The sequence below is a fragment of the Mesorhizobium sp. M0293 genome (genome assembly GCF_040321735.1).
In the GTDB taxonomy this organism is placed as follows: Bacteria; Pseudomonadota; Alphaproteobacteria; order Rhizobiales; family Rhizobiaceae; genus Mesorhizobium.
The window spans coordinates 50,448-66,694 of record NZ_JAMYSA010000007.1; the positions used below are offsets into that span (position 1 = coordinate 50,448).

At 62.6% G+C, this 16,247-nt stretch carries 16 protein-coding genes; 7 read left to right on the forward strand and 9 right to left on the reverse strand.

The genetic code is table 11. From position 1 onward, the window contains the following. Nucleotides 1-133 precede the first annotated feature (133 nt). Both NKJ06_RS04815 and NKJ06_RS04820 read right to left on the reverse strand, forming a co-directional pair. Nucleotides 134-421: a hypothetical protein gene (locus tag NKJ06_RS04815; RefSeq protein ID WP_352809272.1), complete on the reverse strand. Its 288-nt coding sequence runs from the start codon at nucleotides 419-421 to the stop codon at nucleotides 134-136. Between the two features lie 62 nt (nucleotides 422-483). Next, complete coding sequence (locus tag NKJ06_RS04820; RefSeq protein ID WP_352627645.1) at nucleotides 484-1,740, reverse strand: hypothetical protein; 1,257 nt, start codon at nucleotides 1,738-1,740, stop codon at nucleotides 484-486. Nucleotides 1,741-1,847: 107 nt separating this feature from the next. Here NKJ06_RS04820 and NKJ06_RS04825 point away from each other — a divergent pair, with 107 nt between their 5' ends. Continuing rightward, on the forward strand, nucleotides 1,848-2,906 hold the full coding sequence (locus NKJ06_RS04825) for a CapA family protein (RefSeq protein WP_352627646.1): 1,059 nt from the start codon (nucleotides 1,848-1,850) through the stop codon (nucleotides 2,904-2,906). A gap of 65 nt (nucleotides 2,907-2,971) precedes the next feature. Then, nucleotides 2,972-3,940, forward strand: coding sequence for a hypothetical protein (locus NKJ06_RS04830; RefSeq protein ID WP_352627647.1), 969 nt, complete (start codon nucleotides 2,972-2,974; stop codon nucleotides 3,938-3,940). A 6-nt stretch (nucleotides 3,941-3,946) separates the two neighbouring features. Here NKJ06_RS04830 and NKJ06_RS04835 read toward each other — a convergent pair whose 3' ends face one another. Then, nucleotides 3,947-4,783, reverse strand: coding sequence for a YegJ family protein (locus NKJ06_RS04835; protein ID WP_352627648.1), 837 nt, complete (start codon nucleotides 4,781-4,783; stop codon nucleotides 3,947-3,949). A 109-nt stretch (nucleotides 4,784-4,892) separates the two neighbouring features. Here NKJ06_RS04835 and NKJ06_RS04840 point away from each other — a divergent pair, with 109 nt between their 5' ends. The 4 genes from NKJ06_RS04840 to NKJ06_RS04855 all read left to right on the forward strand — a co-directional run bounded on the left by NKJ06_RS04840 (nucleotide 4,893) and on the right by NKJ06_RS04855 (nucleotide 8,253). Next, nucleotides 4,893-5,135 carry a DUF1344 domain-containing protein gene (locus tag NKJ06_RS04840; protein WP_140745412.1) on the forward strand — a complete coding sequence of 81 codons (243 nt, stop codon included), beginning with the start codon at nucleotides 4,893-4,895 and terminating at the stop codon, nucleotides 5,133-5,135. 218 nt (nucleotides 5,136-5,353) lie between these two features. Beyond that, nucleotides 5,354-6,976, forward strand: coding sequence for an FAD-binding oxidoreductase (locus NKJ06_RS04845; protein ID WP_352627649.1), 1,623 nt, complete (start codon nucleotides 5,354-5,356; stop codon nucleotides 6,974-6,976). Between the two features lie 18 nt (nucleotides 6,977-6,994). Beyond that, on the forward strand, nucleotides 6,995-7,618 hold the full coding sequence (locus NKJ06_RS04850; protein WP_352627650.1) for a hypothetical protein: 624 nt from the start codon (nucleotides 6,995-6,997) through the stop codon (nucleotides 7,616-7,618). A gap of 104 nt (nucleotides 7,619-7,722) precedes the next feature. Further along, a complete protein-coding gene (locus tag NKJ06_RS04855) occupies nucleotides 7,723-8,253 on the forward strand; it encodes a dihydrofolate reductase family protein (RefSeq protein WP_352627651.1) in 531 nt (176 codons plus the stop codon). 67 nt (nucleotides 8,254-8,320) lie between these two features. On the opposite strand, the gene NKJ06_RS04860 is transcribed toward NKJ06_RS04855, so the two are convergent. From NKJ06_RS04860 to NKJ06_RS04870, 3 genes are all read right to left on the reverse strand, one after another. Next, entirely contained in the window at nucleotides 8,321-8,842 is a 522-nt protein-coding gene (locus NKJ06_RS04860) for a hypothetical protein (protein ID WP_352627652.1), read from the reverse strand. A gap of 189 nt (nucleotides 8,843-9,031) precedes the next feature. After that, complete coding sequence (locus NKJ06_RS04865; RefSeq protein ID WP_352627653.1) at nucleotides 9,032-10,162, reverse strand: hypothetical protein; 1,131 nt, start codon at nucleotides 10,160-10,162, stop codon at nucleotides 9,032-9,034. Between the two features lie 6 nt (nucleotides 10,163-10,168). Further along, entirely contained in the window at nucleotides 10,169-10,603 is a 435-nt protein-coding gene (locus tag NKJ06_RS04870; RefSeq protein ID WP_352627654.1) for a DUF4383 domain-containing protein, read from the reverse strand. 676 nt (nucleotides 10,604-11,279) lie between these two features. Between NKJ06_RS04870 and NKJ06_RS04875 the strand changes: the two genes are divergently transcribed. Beyond that, on the forward strand, nucleotides 11,280-12,218 hold the full coding sequence (locus NKJ06_RS04875; RefSeq protein ID WP_352627655.1) for a diacylglycerol/lipid kinase family protein: 939 nt from the start codon (nucleotides 11,280-11,282) through the stop codon (nucleotides 12,216-12,218). Nucleotides 12,219-12,297: 79 nt separating this feature from the next. On the opposite strand, the gene NKJ06_RS04880 is transcribed toward NKJ06_RS04875, so the two are convergent. The 3 genes from NKJ06_RS04880 to NKJ06_RS04890 are packed head-to-tail and all read right to left on the reverse strand — an operon-like array spanning nucleotide 12,298 to nucleotide 16,039. Beyond that, nucleotides 12,298-13,215, reverse strand: a complete 918-nt coding sequence (locus tag NKJ06_RS04880; protein ID WP_352627656.1) for an NAD(P)-dependent oxidoreductase — start codon at nucleotides 13,213-13,215, stop codon at nucleotides 12,298-12,300. After that, nucleotides 13,212-14,426, reverse strand: a complete 1,215-nt coding sequence (locus NKJ06_RS04885; protein WP_352809274.1) for a mandelate racemase/muconate lactonizing enzyme family protein — start codon at nucleotides 14,424-14,426, stop codon at nucleotides 13,212-13,214. Before NKJ06_RS04885 ends, NKJ06_RS04880 begins: the two co-directional genes overlap by 4 nt. Further along, nucleotides 14,423-16,039: a GMC family oxidoreductase gene (locus NKJ06_RS04890; protein ID WP_352627658.1), complete on the reverse strand. Its 1,617-nt coding sequence runs from the start codon at nucleotides 16,037-16,039 to the stop codon at nucleotides 14,423-14,425. The genes NKJ06_RS04885 and NKJ06_RS04890 overlap by 4 nt, the downstream gene beginning before the upstream one ends. Between the last annotated feature and the right edge of the window lie 208 nt (nucleotides 16,040-16,247).

Below are 16,247 nucleotides of genomic sequence, written 5' to 3' on the forward strand. Positions count from 1 at the left end.
GCTCCAACCGGTTTCCCCGTACGTGGCCTTGAGAGCCGCGACGACCATTCTGTGAGTGATCCCAGGTGGTCCCCGACGCGTTTGCCGCGTCTGTCTTTGGTTGCCGATTGCTTCAAAATATGGACAAAGTTGGTTAATTAATCCCTCTCAAAACCAACGACGAGATGTGGATTTGGGCCAAATCAGGCTTCGTCCACGGCCAGGAAAATGGTGTTGTTGCCTCTCCGAGATGGTTTTGCTGCCTGTTTTTGACAGCCGAGTCAAGCAAAACAGCCCTTGCCAATTTGTGATAGAGGCAGGTCCGGCGAGCCACGCGGTGATCGCAGGGCGATTTTGCGAGGCCGAAAAAGCCGATGGCATCGGCAAATTGTCGCTGTCCGGCCCCAAATTCCTCGCCCAGACGGCCGCCCCGGACGGCCATCGACTCGTGTTAGGAGCCTGGCTCGCTCCGGTCACAAGAATCCCAGCCGGAGACGACCGCCCTCAATTGAACCACAGCGCAAAGGTCAGGAACCCGCCGCCGCCGAACTGGCGCTGGATCTGGTCGAAATCGCTGCTGGAGACGATCTCGCCGCTTTCGAGGTAGGGCGCGATGGCCGGGCCGGTGATCGACAGCACCAGGTCGAAGTTTTTGGACTCGTCGAAGAAGCGCTTCATGTTGATGCCCTTATCGGCAATGCGGAAATGCGGCAGCAGCACGCGGCCTTCCAGGAGGTCCTCGGCCATGGTCAAGGTGGCGAGCCAGGCCTGGACCTGCTCCTCGCCGACTTCGAGGCCGGTGAGTGGGTTCTCGCCCTTCTGCTGCGGTCCCGGCAGCCATTCGCGGTCATTGTCGGTCTCGGCGCGGATCGCCTTCCAGTCCTCGCGTGACAGCCGGATCATTTCCAGCAGATGGCGGCGTGCCGCTTGCCGGCGCTCGGGTTCGACCACCGGCCAGTTGACGAGATGCACCAGCGAGATGAAATCGGCGATGCGCCACTCCGACGAGAAGATGCTGCTGCCCATGTCGCCGGCCGGCGGCACGAGAATATCCTGCAACGGCAGCTTGGCGCGCGGGAACAGCATGTGGAACGAGCCGTCGAAAGTGCTCCGGAAATCATGCGCCAGCCAGAAATCGGCCTGCGCCATCAGGAACTCGGCATAACCCTGCAGCCAGAAACCATCGGCGCGGTCGAAGCGGAATGTGAGCGTGGGGGCGGCGTCGTCCGACGAGATGCCGCCGCGTGATAACGAGGCGATGATCGCCGCCATGCTTTCATCAGGCGCGATCGTGCCGTCCTCGTTGAGGTCGATGCCGGCATGGGTGAGGTCGATGGCCATGCCGATATCGGCGTCCGCCGGCACCAACGCAAAGGTGGCGGCCGATTTTTCCAGCCGGTCGCGGAAGGCGACCAGAATGGCGCGGAATTGCTCATAGGTCAGCGGCTCGGGATTGGGATTGTCGGGCACCGGCAGCCGCATCAGCGGCAGCACGAAGGATTGCGGGCTTTCGAAGCCATGACGGTGCAGGCCGCTGGCCAGGATCTCCAGCGCGGTGAAGAACTCGCCGGCGCCGGCGGCGTAAGCTGATGCCGGGTCTTTTGGCGCGGCGGCCTCCAGCGTCGACAGGGCGCTGTCGCGCGCGGCCACGGTCTTCGCCTCGAACAGAGCGGATGCCGCTTCGGGCATTGCCGCCGACGCGGAAGACAGCGGCACAATCAGCATGAAAGCGGATGTCAGCAGGCTTGCCAGTCGTGTCATCTTTTCCCCCCAATATTTGTCGCGCAGAGCAAATATACACCATTTGCAGCGTCGCGCTTCAACCCGCCCCGCGGACGGTCTACACAGGGCAAACAATTGGGCGCCGCGTGTCGAATTATCCGCTTTCCTACAAGCTGTCCTGGCTGCCGCGCTTCCTGAAGCCGTCGCTGGCCGGTGACGAGCAAGACTTTGCGCCGATGGCCGGGACGCTGATGGATCCGCCGCCAAAGCAGGCGGTACGGCTGGCCTTCGTCGGCGATATCTCGGCTGTGGCCAACCGCAGCGCGCCGGACTGTGATCCGGAGATCAAGGCGTTGCTCGGCGCTGCCGATCTGGTGATCGGCAATTGCGAAAGCCCTGTTGTGGACAGACCAAGCGCGGTGCTGGGGACGAGGCTCGGCACGCATCATGCGATGAGCGTGCGGTTCCTGGCCGAGGCGCTCGCGGCGGTCGGCATTGCGCGCGAAAAGCTCGTGCTGTCGTTGGCCAATAACCATGTGCTCGACCAGGGCGTCGCCGGTTTCGACGTGACGGTCGCGGCGTTGCAGCGGCTTGGCATCCGCATGATCGGCCTGGCCGCCGACGGCCCGGTGGTGCCTGTACAGGTCGGACCGCTTGATATCGGCTTTGCCGCCTTCACGCTGTGGCGCAACGTGGATGAAAACCTGTTCGCCGGGCGCGTGTCGATGGACAGCGATCCGGCTCGCTGGACGCATGACGGTGTCGATCTTCTTTGCGCCGTGCCGCATTGGGACTGGGAGTTCAGGCATTTTCCGCGTGCTGCAACACGAGCGCTGGCCAAGCGGCTGGCCGGGCAGGGGGTCGGGCTGATTGCCGGCCATCACGCCCATGTCGTGCAGCCGGTGGAGAGGATCGACGAGACGATCGTCGCTTATGGGCTCGGCGATTTCCTCGGTACCGCCTTTGCCCGCCAGCCATGGCCCGGTCGCATCGGCTGCATCCTCATTGTCGATGTCAGTGCCGATGCCGGCACACGCGGCGCCATTGCGTCTTACCGGCTGCATCCCTTCATGCGCCTGCGCCCCGGCGACCATGAGCGGCTGGTACCGGTGAAGGCACTGGTGGGGCAAATGCGCGGCAAGGCCGAGGGCCGGCTGAGAGCGATCTTTCCTGCCTCTTCAAGCGAAGAGGACGTCACCGCCTAACCATCTGGCGGCCCCTGCAAAACCGGCTATCATGCGCCGGCAGAGGCAAGCTGGCGGGGGTGGCGGTGGAAACAGCAGATTTCATGCCTGGCGACGCGGTGATTGCCGGTATCCGGAAAGACATCGGGGCCTATGAGGCGGCAAGGGCGTCCGCGGTCCGCCAGGTGCGCTGGCGGGTGCCACTGTTCGTCGGCCTTGTGCTGGTGTTCGTGGCGCTGGTCGCCTGGCTGTTCAACAAGGTCGCCGACCCCAACGAGCAATGGTTCTCGACGCCACATGTGTTTCTCTATGGCATCGGCCTGGTGGCTTCGAGCGTGCTCTACTTCGAGGCCATGAGACCGGCGACGCGGCTGCAGCAATCTTTCCGCGAGACTCTGCTGCCAATCATCTTCGGCTTCATCGCGGATATGCGTTACCAGCATGGAGGGAGGCCGAATTCTTTCGACCGGCTGCCGCGCGAGGCGGTCGGCGCCTTCAACAAGCAGTCGTTCGACGATGTCGTTTCGGGCCGTTACGAAGAATTTCCGTTCGAGCTTTACGAAGCAGAACTGCGAGTAGGGTCGGGCAAGGATTCATCGCGAGTCTTCAAGGGTGTCATTGTTGCTTTCGAAGCGATCGAGCCGTTCCCGGGGGTATTGGTGGCAACGCGCCGGACCAATGCGGTCGTCGGCTTCTTCCGCGGCATGTTCGCCAGCAAGATGCAGGACTTGTCGTCCGGTGTGCCCGAACTCGACGCCGCCTACGAATTCCGCACCGACAACGCCGAGGCGGCGCGGCCGCTGGTGACCGGCCGGCTGGCGCAGGCACTGAAATGGCTTGGCGAAACTTGGCCGGACGACCCGGCCCGCGTCGCACTCAACGGCAGCGACGGTTTCTTGCTGTTGCCGCAGACGAAGAACTTCTTCGAACTGCCGGATATTTCAGTGCCGCTCGACTACACCACGCATGTCGCGCCGATGATATCAGACATGGGCGCGATGCTGGCGACGGCAGCGCTGGTGCGCAAGATCGGCGCGAAGGACAAGATCGGCTAATGGCTGTCAGCAGTCGAAGCCGTATTGATCGTGCATGTAGTCGGCTTCTTCCTTCGACATTTTCTTGAACATCACACAGACGGTGAAACTGCCGACCTGATGCCCGTCGCGTGTGTATCCCCAGTCGGAAATGTCGTCCCTGGTGAATTCTATGTTTTGGCCGAGAACGACGTTGTGCACTCCCTCCGGCTGGTTGGCCAGTATGCCGACAAATCCGGTCTCGGTGCGGCGGAACGGTATGACCCAGAAGTGTTCGGTGACGTTCCCGTCCCGCACCTTAACCTTCAATTTGAACCTGTCAGTGCCCGAGGGCGGCGCCACGGACAGTGCGAGGAAGTCGTCCAAGCCGGCGAGCGCCTGCGCGGTCGCCGCCGCCATGTCGGGATCGCCCGGGGTAAAGATAACCGTCTTGTCGTCGCCCGGATCCGCGCCTTGTGCGCCGGCCGATCCCGGAGCGAGCGCCAGCATCAGCATCAGGGATATCATGGTCTGGACTGTAAGCTTCATGGAAGGCCCCCCTTCATCGTAGAGGTTGACACCATCCTGCATCCGTTCCCGGTTTGCAACCGGAGCGCGAGTTTCATCCGCTTCGGAGTGGCGATTTGAACTTGTCCATGAAACAAAATGTGTATCGATGACCGGCCAGCGATCTGTTTCGTGATGCCGCCCGAGGTGGATTGCCGCGGCTGCGCCGTGATCGAAAGCCGCTTGCCACAATCCGGCTAAACGACTCTTTTCGCGAACAGAAGTGCGTTCGTTGGGAAAGCCGAAGCGGCTTGAAATGGTATCAGTCTCAGGCAATGTGTCGGAATTAAGCCTATGATATTGTTTGCGAAAATTCACCCAACGTGATTTGCGAAGGGGAGGCTTTCCGTTCCAGTTTCAGGCCGTTCGGTGCTGTCGTTTGCCAAGGCGGCGGCCCGGAAAAGTGAAACAGCACGGAGTGCTAACGATGAAGAAGACCCTCGCAACCACCGCTGCTCTGCTCGCCTTCCTCGGCACGGCCTATGCCGCGACCGTTCAGGGCACCATCCAGGCCGTCGACCCGACGACCAAGTCGATCACCCTCGACGACGGCAAGATCTACCAGCTGTCGCCGGAAGCGACGGTCGGGAAACTGAAAGTGGGCGCCAAGGTGGCGGTGACTGTCGATGACAAGACCGGCATGGTGACGTCGATCAAGAAGGCTTCGTAAGGCGTAGCGAGTCAGCAGATCTGTTGACGGAATTTTTCCCTGTCCCGGCCGGTCCCTTCGGGGATCGGCCATTTTCACAGTCTTTCACCCTTAACGCCAGGCGACCAGAGGTCTCCCGCTTGGATATCCCAGAGACGGCTGACGCAACGCCGTCCAGACAGCGCCGCTATGGTTTTTGCCAGGAAGCCACGCTATCCCTTGGCCAACGGGGGATATTCATGGCTGAGCAACAAAAAGGGTTTCGCCTGTCGCGGCGATTGCTACTGGGCGCGGCTGTCGTCGGCGGCGCGGTGCTGTGGGGCGGCACCACCGTGGCGCGGCTGGCGCGCGGGCCTTTGGGACCGAAGAACGCAGGCCGCATCGCCGATATCGACGGCATCGCGCTGCCGCTGAAGCCGCTGGAGAATGCGCCGGCGTTCGATCCTTCGCTGCCCTGGTCGGCAAAGGGCGGCGACATCAACGATGCCAGCGGCCTGTCGAGGACGCCGGTCTATGGCGTCGTCGAGGTCAGCGAGGAAGAACACATCGCCAACGCGCTGGCATTCGCGCGCGCCAATGGCTTGAAATTGTCTCTGGCCGCCATCCGTCATTCGATGGGCGGGCACGCCTTCGACGACAACGCGCTGGTTCTCGACCTCAGAAAATTCAACAAGGTGACCGTCGACGCCGTGGCGAAGACCGTGACGCTGCAGCCGGGTGCGCGCTGGCACGACATCCAGAACCTCTTGCATCCGCGTTTCGCGGTGAAGGCGATGCAGTCCACCGACATCTTCTCGGTCGGCGGCTCGCTGTCGGTCAACGCGCACGGCATGGACCATCAGGCGGGTTCGGTGGCGAGTTCGATCCGCTCGATGCGGGTGATGCTGGCGGACGGTTCGGTGACCACCTGTTCGCCCACCGAGAACACCGACCTGTTCCGCCACGTCGTCGGCGGCTACGGCCTGTTCGGCGTTGTGCTGGAGGCGACGCTCGATATCGTCGACAATGCCGTCTACCGGACCTCTCGCGAAATCATCAAATCCGACGATTTCCCGAAATTTTTTGCCGAGGTGCTGGAGCCGAACAGGACGATCGGTCTGTTTTACGGCCATCTGTCGACGGCGCCGGGCAATTTCCTCGAGGACATGATCGTCTACCGCTATGACAAGGTGGCCGACCAGCCGCCGGCGGACCAGCCTGGTATCGGCGAGCCGGGTTCGGTCGGGCTGAAGCGGGTAATCATCAACCTGGCGAAATGGGGCAGCCTGTTCCAGGAGCTGAAGTGGTTCACCGAAAAGACGCTGGAGCCGAAATTCGAGAGCTGCACGGTGGCGCGCACCTCAGCCATGGCCGAAGGCGAGGCCTGCCTCGTCACCCGCAACAACCCGATGCACGATTCAGTACCGTATCTGTTCAACGATCTTTTGGATGAGACCGACATCCTGCACGAATATTTTATTCCACGCGCCGCGTATGTCGAGTTCATCACGGAAGCCCGCGAGATCCTGCGCAACCAGTCGCTGCCGGTGCTCAACGCCTCGGTGCGCATCGTCCACAAGGAGGATGTCGCGCTGACCTACGCGCCGGAGCCTGCCTATTCGCTGGTGCTCTACATCAACCAGCCGACCGATGCCGACGGCAATGCCAGGATGCGGGCGCTGACCCGGGCGCTGATCGACGTGACGATCAAGCATGGCGGCCGGTTCTTCCTGCCCTACCAACTGCATTATACCGCCAGGGAGTTGCTGGCCTCTTATCCCGAGCTGCCGGCCTTCCTGGCGGCAAAGCGGCAATATGACCCGACGGAACTGTTTTCCTCGACCTTCTACCGTGCCATCAAGGCGCTGAGCGGGGTGGCATAAAAAGCAGGAGAACAACCCATGCGGATGGCATCGGCGGCGGCACTCACCCTCATTGCGCTGTGCGCTGGACCGGTCCAGGCCGAGGATATCAAGGCTTTCAAGCTGACGATCGACGGCGTGACCGTCGATATCGATCCCGGCGAGAGCACAAGCATGACGCTGCCCGGCGGCAGAAAGAGCAAGGTGAGGCTCGAGCGCAACGACTTCGCCACCTTTTCCGGCAGCGATTTCTCCTTCGTCCATCCGAGCGACATTTCGGTGACCAAGACCGATCTCGGCGATGATATCACGCAGTACCTGATGGCGTCGGCGCTGGGCACGATCGTCGTCGTGCAGGAATACGGCGAGATGAATCCGGTGTCGCTCAGCCAGCTGATGCTGCAGGAGATGACCAAGGAATCGGTGCAGGCCGGTGCTGAGTTGACGCAGCAGCCGACGACGCGCAAGCTCGCCGACGGCAAGGAATTGACCGGCATTCGCGCTCAGGTGAAGACACGCACCGACACGGCCGATTTCGAGATCGTCGGCTTTGGCGTTGCCGAACATGGGCTGTTGTTCATCACCCGAATTGCAGGCGAGGATGCGGCCACCGAAAAGCCGCTGATCGACAAGTTCTGGCAGAGCCTGAAGGTCAAGCTGTAGGAGATCAGGGTCGTGTCCCAGTTTGGATTTCGGCTGGGGGTCCACTCTTTTGCGTAACGGCGGCCCCAGTTATTCTGAAGACCCTGGGTTGGAGACCTTGCAGCATGGCGAAGCTCATTTTCAGAATGAACCAGTCCCTCGACGGCTATGTCGACCACCAGAAAATGCCGTCAGGCCCGACAATCTTTCGTCACTGGATAGAGCAAGTGCGCAACCTGAGCGGCAGTGTGTACGGTCGCGGCATGTACGAAGTCATGCGCTATTGGGACGAAGACAATCCAGAGTGGAGCGCGGAGGCGCATGAATTCGCGGCGGCGTGGCGGAGCCAACCGAAATGGGTTGTGTCGCGCTCGCTGAAGTCGGTCGGCCCCAACGCCACACTTGTCGCGGATGACGTCGAGGCGGTGATACGTGGGCTTAAGGCCCAACTCGCTGGGGAGATTTCAGTTTCTGGACCAAACCTGGCACGAAGCCTGACCGACCTTGATCTTATCGATGCGTACCAACTCTACTTCCATCCGTTCGTGCTTGGTCATGGCAAGCCATTCTTCGCCGGCCCCCGGCCGCCGCTTCGCTTTGTGGCTAGCGATCTGATTGGCGATGACGTGATCAGGTTAACCTATATTCCTGCCTAATCTCGGACACCCGGTGCGACGATAGGATGCCGCATGTTGCGGTCGTCAAACCTAGACGCTAGCCGGACTACAGTCCCTTCGGCACCAGTCCGGCCAGCCAGTTCACAGAGCGTCTCGCGGCATCGGCGGTCGCAGAGGCGGCGCGGCCGAGATCGGTCTTGACCACGGCATAACCGTTCTTCGTGCGATAGAGCACGCCAATTCCGCCATCGACCACTTGTTCATAGGCGACGGGCCGGGCGGCGTCGGCTTCCATGGCCGTCGTCGGCGAACCGACCGAGACGCTCGGCCGGTGGCTCAGTTCAGGCGGCAACGGGCTTTCGGTTCTGACAACGCGGCTGGCGGGCTTCAGTTCAGGGCGCGACGCGGTCGCGGCCAGCTGCGAGGAGGACGACGAGCCCTTGGTGCGGCAGATGCCGGAGACGAGCGGATAGTTGAAATTGCGCTCGTGCAGCATCTGGCTTTTCATCGCCGCTTCGCACTCGGCGACGGTCGACCACTTGGCCGGCGTCTCGCCGATATATTCGCAAAGCTTGGCGTCGCAGTCGCAGCCGACGATGGTCATGGCGACAAGGGCGGTCTTGATCACGGTCTCGTCCCTTCGAGATGGCTCCCTGGCAGCCCATTCGCATGTCATGATCCCAAAACCGGTTTCCGCTTTTGGGCGACATGCAACATTCCATCGCGCGCGAACAAGGCGGGATTTGGCCGCGATTGTGGAATGAGCGTGGCGGGGCGCTCGCGATAGCCGATCTTTGCGGAAAGTGGCCGGATCGTCTCAGTAGTCATAGACATGTTCGAGCCTGGCGCCCGACTTGATCAGCGCCGGCAGCACGAGATGCAGCTTGCGTACGGCGACAACCATGCCGGTGCGGCGCGTTCCCGGATCGGCCGGCAGAGGATAGCTGAACAGGATGCGCATGCCTTCGGGGATGGCAATCGAGTCAGTGGAGAGCATGGTGATCATGATCTCGTCGTTGCCGCCGATCTCGACGAAGGAGACGCCCTTGTCGATCAGGCGCGGGATCATGTCGGTGAACACCTGATAGCGCTTGGTGACGAAGATGGCGCCGTCGGCACCCATGTCGCGTTCGAGCAAGGTGTCCGGCTCGTCGCGTGTGGCTTCACCGACCGGCCCCTTGGCCCAGACATGGATATCGAGAAAGGCCGGGTTCGTCGTGGCGGCGAGTGCCTTTTTGATCAGGTCGGCATAGGCCTGCTTGATGGTGTCGGCGAGGCTGAATGCCAGCTTGCGTTCGCTGGTGCGGATGGAGCTGTCGCCCGGCGCTGGCTGCACGGCAAACAGGCCGGCGCGCTTTTCGGCATAGGGGAACTGGTACCACGGCACCTGATCGAGGAAGGCGGCATAGTCGGCCGCCACCTTGGCCTGATAGATGTCGGCAGCGGTTCGCTTGGCTGATGTCGCCTCGGTGATGCGGCCGACGGTGTTTTCATAGGCCCACTGCAGGATATGCTCGATCGAGTGGCTGGTGCCGATGATGACCAGCATCTGGTGGTTGGCGTAGTTGAACTTGTAGGGAGAGCTGGCGCGGATCACCATGGCGTAGTCCTGCCAGAAGCGTCCGACATAGGACCAGTAGGGGAAGCCGCTCGGCTGGTCCTTGTTGACGAAGCCGGCATATTCGCGTGCGGCGTAGACGATCGCCCATTCCGGGTAGGTGAGGAAGGTCGATTCCTCCGGCCGCTGGTAGCCGGGAATCTCGGCGCGGACCTTGTCGGCCAGCGCCTTGGGCGGAGCGCCGTCGGCAATGCCGGGCAGCGGCGTCTTGTCGAGCGACGACGTGGTCAGGAAGCCATAGCTCAGCCCGGCGATCGGGATGAGAATGACGATGACGATCAGCCAGAGGATCGTCTTGATGATACGCTTCAGCCAGCGAAACAGGAACATGCCCGATCAGGCCGTGGCGAAGTGGTCGTGTATGCGCTTTGCCAGCCAAAAGCCGACATAGACGGCGAAGCCGCCAATGACGATGTGCGGCAGGTTGGCGAAGAAGCGGGCCGGAAATTCGATGTCGTTGAGGGAGCGGAAGCCGTTGATGAAGATGCCGGCATCGAGGCAGCCGGAACCGGTGATCAGCCCGAGCACGCCGTCGAACAGGTAGACCGAACCGAACAGCTTGAAATAGAACACCGCCTGGCGGTGCGAGATGAAGGCTGCGGCGAGCGCCCAGACGCCGGAGAAGGCGTGCAGCAGGTCGTCATACCATTGCAGCGAGAACAGGCCGAACAGATTGCCGTTGGCATCGTTGAACGCCGGTATGTAGCCGATGGCGACGACACCGAAAAACAGGAAGGCATAGGCAACAGCAAGCTTCTGGATCAGCGTCATGAAGTATCCCCCTCCGAGTGACGCCGAACGTTAGCTGATTTTACCGCCGGTTGCAGCCCCAACCGAAAACACCGTAAAAATATGGGGACAAAAAGACAGTCGGCGCCGGGATTTCTCCCAGCGCCTCCCTGTCAGATCAGGACACGGTCGCGGCAGCAACTTCCGTAAAGTCGTCGCGCCTTGCCGGCCTTGATTTTGACGGTCCTGCCAGTCCGCCACCCGAAAGCAGCGTCCGTTCGGGACCACGCCGGTCGCCACCCTTGCGAGCTTTGCCCTGCGCACCATCGAAGGTTTTTGCCGTCCTTCATGGCAGCATCGGTCCGCCGTCGGCGTTGGCACGCTTTCCGCGGCCCCGTAGGTTTCGGCTCCGTCCCTCGAAACAGGCAAGCCTGCTCTCGCTTCGGGCCGTACGGGCCTCAGGAAATCCGCCTTTCACTTCGCCTTTCGGCTGGGCGATCGGTAGCCGCCTGAGATGGGTTTAACGTACGCCGGGTAAGGGTCTTGGGGAATGGCCCAGGGCCTGTGGATAGCGGGATTATCGGGGATCATTGCCGCATTTGCCGGTCACGCCGAAAACAGGACAGCGCGTTTCGCCACTTGCTCCGCCGGCGGGCGCGAGCTTCAATGCCGGCAAAGGATCGAGCGCTGCTTGCTCGGCGCTGGGGGAGGGTGCGTATTGAAAGTCGGGGTGGTTCTCAATCCGATTGCCGGTGGCGGCCGGCTGAAACGGCATTGGCCTGATGTCGCCGCGTCGCTGAAAAAGCATTTCGGCGAATTCGAGCTGCGCGAGACGCAGGCCGAAGGTGATGCCGAAAGGCTGGCGCTCGATCTTGCGGCTGAAGGTTTCAATCTGGTGATCGCGGCCGGTGGTGACGGCACCGCCAGCGAAGTGGCCGATGGCCTGCTGCAGGCATTCCAGGAGACCGGCCGGACGACCGAACTCGGCCTCTTGCCGTGCGGCACCGGCATCGATTTCGCGCGCGGCCTCGGCCTGCCGAAAGAGGTGGATGCGGTGCTGAAGCGGATCGCCGAGGCCAAGGCTCGCAAGGTCGATGCCGGGCGCATCTGCTACATCGACGATCATGGCGCGCTGGCCAGCCGCCACTTCATCAACATCGCCAGCCTGGGCCTGTCCGGCGCCACCGATCGTGCCGTCAATGCCGACAAGCGCAAGGGCAGGATGTCGGCCAAGGCGCTGTTCCTGTGGCGCACCGTGGTCGAGTTCATCCGCTACCGCTTCCAGGACGTCAGGATCACCGTCGACGAAGGCGCCCCGGTCGAGGCGCGCATGGCGCTGGTGGCGGTGGCCAATGGAAAATTCTTCGGCGGCGGCATGATGATCGCGCCGGATGCCGAACTGACCGACGGGCAGTTCGACATCGTCATCCTGCGCGCGGCCGGCAAGCTGAAGCTGATCTGGGACATCCGCCTGCTCTATGGCGGCCGGCACCGCGACCATCCTGACATCACCATCCTGCGCGGCAGGAAGGTGGTGGTCGAGCCGCTCGGCGATGTGCAAGAGAATGGCGCGCTGGTCGACATAGACGGCGAGTCGCCCGGACGCATACCCGCGACCTTCGAGATCCTGCCGGGTGCGCTGACGCTGAGATACTGAATCCAGCCGTTGACAGATTGATTCAGATGGATCCGCCGATCCATACAACGCCCTGAAATCGTTCGATATATAGCTGGCGTCAGAGTTCGAGTTTGGCCGGGAAACCAGGTGCGCGCAGGTCGGTGCCAACGGCATCTTCCAGCAATTTGACGATCTGGGTCGACCAGGCGCCGCCGCCATAGGCAGCCTTGCCCTGCTCAAAAATCGCGCTGACGCGTGTGGCGAGGTCGAGCGGCACACCTGACTGCTCGCCCATGGCGAGCGCGAAGCCGAGGTCCTTCAGCGCCAGGTCCATGGTGAAGCCGATGTCGTAGGAGCCGTTGAGAATGAGCTGGCTTTCGGTCTCGTGGACGAAGCTGTTGCCGGAGGAAGCAACGATGGCGTGGTAGGACTGGGCGAGGTCGAGCCCACCTTGCTTGGCCAGCATCAATGCTTCGCCGGCGGCGACGAGATGGATGAAGGCCAGCATGTTGGTGATGACCTTGATCACCGCCGCCGAGCCGATTGGTCCCATCAGGAACGACTTCGCGCACATCGCTTCGATCGCCGGGCGATGACGCTCGTAGAGTGCTGGATCACCGCCGACCAGTGCGGTGATCTTGCCGGCCGCCGCCAGATGCACGCCACCGGTGACCGGGCATTCCAGTGTCTCGACGCCCTTGGCCGAGGCGAGGGCGGCGAGGCGAAGAATCTCGTCGCGGCCATTGGTCGACATCTCGATCCAGGTGCCGCTCCGGGGCAGCTCTTCGAGCAAGCCGCCGGGGCCGGCCAGCACCGCTTCGCTGACCTTCGGCGAGGGCAGGCACGTAATGGCGTTGCCGGCCCGTGCCGCCGCGTCGGCCGGGCTATTCGCTGCCGCTGCCCCAAGCGCAACGAGGCGCTCGACAGCAGTGGGATCACGGTCGAAGACAATGACGGCAAAGCCGTTGCGGATCAGGCTGGCGGCAAGGTTGCCGCCGAGATGGCCAAGGCCGATGAAGGCGTAGCTTTCGCTCACGGCATCAGCGGCGTCTGCATCATCTGCAGATGCAGGTCCTTGCCGGTGTAGGGATGAGCGTCACAGACCGCTTCGTTGAGCTCGACGCCGAGGCCGGGCTCCTTCGACGGGATGACGTTGCCGTCCTGCCACTCGATCTTCTTCTTCAGCAGCGTGGCGTGGAAACCGTCCCACTGCTTCAAGGATTCGAGGATGAGGAAGTTGGGCAACGTCACCGCCAACTGGATGTTGGCGGCACCGACGATCGGTCCGCAATAGCAATGCGGTGCGATCTGGATGTGGTAGGCCTCGGCCATGGCGGCGATCTTCTTGGTTTCGAGGATGCCGCCGGAGCGGCCGAGGTCCGGCTGCAGGATGGTCGCGGCGCGGTTCTCGATGACGCGGGCGAATTCGAATTTGGTCGTCAGCCGCTCGCCGGTGGCGATCGGGATCGACGTGCCGCGGGCGACCTGCGCCATCACCTCGGGCATATCCGGCGGCACCGGCTCCTCGAACCACAAGGGATCATAGGGCTCAATGGCGCGCGCCATGCGCAGCGCGCCCGACGCCGTGAACTGGCCGTGCGTGCCGAACAATATGTCGGCGCGGGTGCCGACCGCCTCGCGGATCGCCTTGATCATGCGGGTGGAGACATCGATGTCGATAAGGCGCGGCTGGTGGCCGTCGAAGGCGGTGTAGGGGCCGGTCGGGTCGAGCTTGACCGCGTTGAAACCCTGCTCGACATATTCGAGCGCACAGGCCGCCGCCATTTCGGGGTCGTTGTAGACGTTCCTGCCGTGCGGTGCGTCCTCCGAATGGACACTGCCGGTGTGCGGATAGAGATAGGTGTAGGTGCGCAGCGTCTCGTGCACCTGGCCGCCGAGCAGTTTGTAGACCGGCTTGTTGGCTTCCTTGCCGATGATGTCCCAGCAGGCCATTTCCAGCGCCGAGAAGCAGCCCATGCCGGACACGTCGGGGCGCTGGGTGAAGCCGGAGGAATAGGCACGGCGGAAGAAGTTCTCGATGTCGTGCGGATCGCGGCCGACGAGGTAGCGCTCGGCCATGTCCTCGATCATTTTCGCCGTGACATGGGCGGAAAAGGTGGCGTTATAGGCCTCGCCATAGCCGACGACGCCGCCATCGGTGGTCAGCTTGACGAAGATGAAATACTTGCCGCCGATGCCGGGTGGCGGGTTGCCGACTACCCAGGTCTTGACGTCGGTGATCTTCATTCTTGGTCCTCCAGAACCAGTTCGGCGCCCTTCCAACCGGTCATGATCGAGGCGGCGTTGGTGTTGCCGGTGATGTTGTCGGGAAAGATCGAGGCGTCGATGATGCGCAAGCCTTCGACACCGTACACCTTGAGACGCGGATCGACGACGGCGCGCGCGGGATCAGGCCCCATGCGGCAGGTCGACACCGGGTGATAGACGGTGCCGGAGCGCTTCCTGAAATCCTGGACTAGGTCGGCGTCCGAGGTGATTGATGGACCGGGCAGCACCTCTTCCTCGATGATCTCGGCCATTGCGGGCATCGAGGCGATCTTGCGCACGAATTTCACCGCCGCCAGCATCTCTTCGACATCGGCATTGGTGGAGTAGGCATTGGCGACAATTTTGGGGTAGTCGCGCGGATTGCTGGAGCGGATCATGATCTCGCCACGGCTCGACGGGCGGCAGTTGGACAGGCCGATGGAGAAACCCGGCCACGGGTCGGGCGTCAGGATCGGGCGTTCGCCGCTTTTTGGAATGACGGTCGAGAAGGCCTGGAAATAGAGCTGCATGTTGGGGCGGCTGGCCGCCGGGTCGGTGCGGAAGAAGCCGCCGGCATTGTTCATCGACAGCGACAGCGGGCCCGAACGCGTCAGGATGTATTGCATGCCGACCAGCAGCTTGCCCCACCAGGGGCGCAGCGTCTGGTTAAGCGTCGGCAGCCGGCCCTTGAAGGTGTAGTTGATGCCGACATGGTCCTGCAGATGAGCGCCGACATTCTCGTTGGCGTGGACGACGGGAATGCCCAGGCTCCCAAGAAGGGCGGAGGGGCCGACCCCGGACAGCTGCAGCAATTGCGGCGAGTTGACCGAACCACCCGACAGGATGACCTCGCGGCCGGCGAGCACCGTCTTCGTCTCGCCGTTCTGCAGATATTCAACGCCAACGGCGCGCTTCCCCTCGAACAACACCCTGGTCGCCAGTGCATTCATCTCGACGCGGACGTTGGCGCGTTTCATTGCCGGGCGCAGGAAAGCGCGCGCCGCCGACATGCGGCGGCCGTCGCGGGTCGAGATCTGGTAGATGCCGACGCCTTCCTGGGCGGCACCGTTGAAATCCTGATTGAACGGCAGGCCGGCCTGCTGGCCGGCGGCGAGATAGCGCTTGGTCAGCGGATGGACGGCGTTCGAACAGTCGGTGACATGCAGCGGACCGCCCGTGCCGCGCCATGCATCAGCGCCGGCCTGGTTGTCCTCGAGCGCCTTGAAGGCGGGCAGCAGGTCGTCATAGCCCCAGCCGGGATTGCCGGCGGCCGCCCAGGCATCGAAATCCTCACGCGCGCCCCTGATCCAGACCATGGCGTTGATCGAACTCGAACCGCCGAGCAGCTTGCCGCGCGGCCAGTGGTCGGCATTGCCGGCGAGGCCCGGGTCCGGCTCGGCCTTGTAGTTCCAGTTGACATCAGGATCGAAGAAGGTCTTGCCGTAGCCCAGCGGCATCTGCACGTAGAAGCGGCGGTCGGTGCCGCCGGCCTCCAGCACCAGCACCGAAAAGCGCCCCGACGCCGACAGTTTATCGGCCAGGACCGAGCCGGCCGAGCCGGAGCCGACGATGATGAAATCATAGGTCTGCATGATGGGTCTGGTTGGCTCCGGAAATCTGGCCGCAGCCTAGACGTGACAGGTTGACCGCGTCGCCGCGCCATCCGGCATCAGTTGTGAAAAAAGCGACCGTCGAACTGGTCGGGTTTGCGGGGATTCCCGACAATCGCGCTTGATATGCACCGGCTCGACGGCCTATGCGATGGCATTATTTTGGCGCATGATTTTTTCCGAAAAGTCT

Excerpts from the sequence above, each read along its gene's own strand:
- NKJ06_RS04840 (WP_140745412.1), top strand. The coding sequence starts at position 4,893 with ATGAAGAAGACCCTCGCAACCACCGCTGCTCTGCTCGCCTTCCTCGGC.
- NKJ06_RS04855 (WP_352627651.1), top strand. The coding sequence starts at position 7,723 with ATGGCGAAGCTCATTTTCAGAATGAACCAGTCCCTCGACGGCTATGTC.
- NKJ06_RS04845 (WP_352627649.1), top strand. The coding sequence starts at position 5,354 with ATGGCTGAGCAACAAAAAGGGTTTCGCCTGTCGCGGCGATTGCTACTG.
- NKJ06_RS04890 (WP_352627658.1), bottom strand. The coding sequence starts at position 16,039 with ATGCAGACCTATGATTTCATCATCGTCGGCTCCGGCTCGGCCGGCTCG.
- NKJ06_RS04870 (WP_352627654.1), bottom strand. The coding sequence starts at position 10,603 with ATGACGCTGATCCAGAAGCTTGCTGTTGCCTATGCCTTCCTGTTTTTC.
- NKJ06_RS04885 (WP_352809274.1), bottom strand. The coding sequence starts at position 14,426 with ATGAAGATCACCGACGTCAAGACCTGGGTAGTCGGCAACCCGCCACCC.
- NKJ06_RS04865 (WP_352627653.1), bottom strand. The coding sequence starts at position 10,162 with ATGTTCCTGTTTCGCTGGCTGAAGCGTATCATCAAGACGATCCTCTGG.
- NKJ06_RS04820 (WP_352627645.1), bottom strand. The coding sequence starts at position 1,740 with ATGACACGACTGGCAAGCCTGCTGACATCCGCTTTCATGCTGATTGTG.
- NKJ06_RS04850 (WP_352627650.1), top strand. The coding sequence starts at position 6,995 with ATGCGGATGGCATCGGCGGCGGCACTCACCCTCATTGCGCTGTGCGCT.
- NKJ06_RS04815 (WP_352809272.1), bottom strand. The coding sequence starts at position 421 with ATGGCCGTCCGGGGCGGCCGTCTGGGCGAGGAATTTGGGGCCGGACAG.